The organism is Streptococcus sp. HMSC071D03 (genome assembly GCF_001812125.1).
Lineage (GTDB): Bacteria > Bacillota > Bacilli > Lactobacillales > Streptococcaceae > Streptococcus > Streptococcus pseudopneumoniae_N.
Map to the genome: position 1 here is coordinate 1 of NZ_KV807812.1, position 406 is coordinate 406.

Below are 406 nucleotides of genomic sequence, written 5' to 3' on the forward strand. Positions count from 1 at the left end.
AAGTTTGATAAGCAACAACAGACCTTTTTAATCCCTCCATAGATACCAAACGAACATCAGATAGATTTTGTTGATGAAGTTCGTAATAGCTCATCAAGTCGATGAACGATTCACAAAAGACCAGTCTATTTGGTTTACCAATGTCAAAGGATATTCCAACATGTCCATGGCTTCCTTTTAAAATCGTTTTTAACCTTTCTCTAGGAAGAGAGTGATTCTTATAAATCCCTTGTAAGCTTGCTGCCTGCAGTTTGTGACGATGATCAAAACTTTTAAAAACAATAACAGGTTCAACAGTTTCATTTGTTTTCCAACTGGCTTGTGCTATCAAACCTTGTTGAATCATCTTTTGTACGATTTCTTCTGAGATTCCTCTACATTCTGTTAAATAATATCTAGCCAGACT

1 protein-coding gene is annotated in these 406 nt (G+C 35.2%); it reads right to left on the bottom strand.

Annotated features, from left to right (window positions below):
* Nucleotides 1-406 (bottom strand): DUF3991 domain-containing protein (locus HMPREF2837_RS09575; protein ID WP_261674359.1); only part of this gene is annotated, 406 nt, incomplete at both ends.